3 protein-coding genes are annotated in these 1672 nt (G+C 66.4%); all 3 read right to left on the bottom strand.

Annotated elements, in window-relative coordinates; genetic code table 11:
* Window positions 1–420, bottom strand: a 420-nt coding sequence (locus tag I0Q12_RS33755) for an MlaD family protein (RefSeq protein ID WP_307846485.1), incomplete at its 3' end; no start/stop codon positions are given.
* 1 nt (window position 421) lies between these two features.
* A complete protein-coding gene (locus tag I0Q12_RS24315) occupies window positions 422–1276 on the bottom strand; it encodes an ABC transporter permease (RefSeq protein WP_197255530.1) in 855 nt (284 codons plus the stop codon).
* Window positions 1273–1672 (bottom strand): ABC transporter permease (locus tag I0Q12_RS24310; protein ID WP_197255528.1); only part of this gene is annotated, 400 nt, incomplete at its 5' end. The genes I0Q12_RS24310 and I0Q12_RS24315, both read right to left, overlap by 4 nt.

The following is a 1672-nucleotide window of genomic DNA, read 5'->3' as shown; positions in this document are numbered from 1 at the left end:
CGTGCCGACGCCGGACGCCGCGGTGGTCTCGATGCCGTCCGGGCTGCCGGCCGGATCGTCGACCGGGTCGACGAGTTCGACGTAGATGTCACCGAAGAACGTGCGGGGCACGACCCGGGCGAGCACCGACGACGGCACGAGTTCCGCAGCAGCGGAGTCGATCGCCAAGCGCACCTGGGATTCGGCCGAACCGGCCTCGACGGAAGCGATCCGCCCGATCTCTACGCCGTGGTACCGCACGGGTGCGCCCCCGTTGACGAGACCGACGGCCGCGGGCACCTCGACGAAGACGTCGTTCGTGTCCTCGAAGGTTCCCGTTCCGCGCAGCACCATGCCCACCGCGACGGCCAGCGCCGCACAGACGCTGACCGCTCCGACGAGGACGTACCTGGTCTTTTCACGTGATGTGGGTCGATCCACGTCACACCCCCATTCCGGGAACTTCGGGAACCAGACCCCACAGCGCGAACGTCAGCAACACGTCGAGGACACCGATCGACAGGATCGCGGTGCGCAGGGCACGGCCGGCCGCGGCACCCACACCCGCCGGACCACCCGACGCGTAGTACCCGTAGGCGCAGTGCACGAGGCTGACGACCATCGCGAAAACCATGGCCTTGATTCCGGAGTACAGCAGGTCCTGGGGTGTCAGGACCAGATGAAAGAAGTAGTCGTACGTGCCGGCTGATGCGCCGTTGAACACGACGACGACGAGGCGCGTCGACAGGTAGCTGGCGAGCAGGCCGATCATGTAGATCGGGATGACGCAGACCATCGCGGCGAGCGTGCGGGTGGCCGCGAGGAACGGTATCGACTTGATGGCCATCGAGTCGAGTGCGTCGATCTCGTCGGAGATCCGCATCGCACCGATCTGCGCGGTGAAGCCGACACCGACCTTCGCCGACAACGCGATCGCCACGACCACGGGCGCGAGCTCGCGGGTGTTCGCGACCGCCGACAGCATGCCCGACATCGTCGTCATGCCGACGAGTTCGAGGCCGCGCTGCGTTTCGACACCGAGCATCATGGCTGCGGCCAGCGACATCGCGAACACGATGCCGATCGTGCCGCCACCGGACAGCAAGGACTGGGTACCGAAGCTGACCTCGCTGATCTGTGCGATCACATGCTTGCGGAACTTGCTGAGCGCGTACGGAATGGACGCGATCGTGCGGAAGTAGAACGAAACGTGCATGCCGAGCGTGGCGAGATTGTCGCCGACGCGGTGAACCGCGCGGGTCGCGGTGTGGACAGGTTCTCGGGCGGTCAGGGTCAACGGAATTCACCCACCGCCGGAACGATGACCGTGTACAGCGCCGAGAGCGCGGTGTTGACGATGAACACGAGCGCGAACGCGATGACGACCGCTTCGTTGACCGCGTCGGCGACACCGCGCGGGCCGCCCTTGGTGTGCAGTCCCTTGAACGTCGCGACGAGCGCGGAGAGCAGACCGAACACGGCCGACTTGACCAGTGCCATAACGAAATCCGCGGGACGGCCGTATTCGGCGAAGGTCGCCATGAACGTACCGGCGGGAAGATGCTGGACGTAGATGTGGTAGAGCCAGCAGGCGCCGACACCACCGAGCGTGACGATCGAGCACAGCGCGAGCGAGACCACGACGGCACCGACGAGGCGGGGCGCGACGAGGCGCTCGAGGACGTCGAGACCC

This window comes from Rhodococcus sp. CX (assembly GCF_015865005.1).
Taxonomy (GTDB): domain Bacteria; phylum Actinomycetota; class Actinomycetes; order Mycobacteriales; family Mycobacteriaceae; genus Rhodococcus.
The sequence above is the reverse complement of the archived record's forward strand: the minus strand, read 5'-3'. Positions and strand labels throughout refer to the sequence as shown.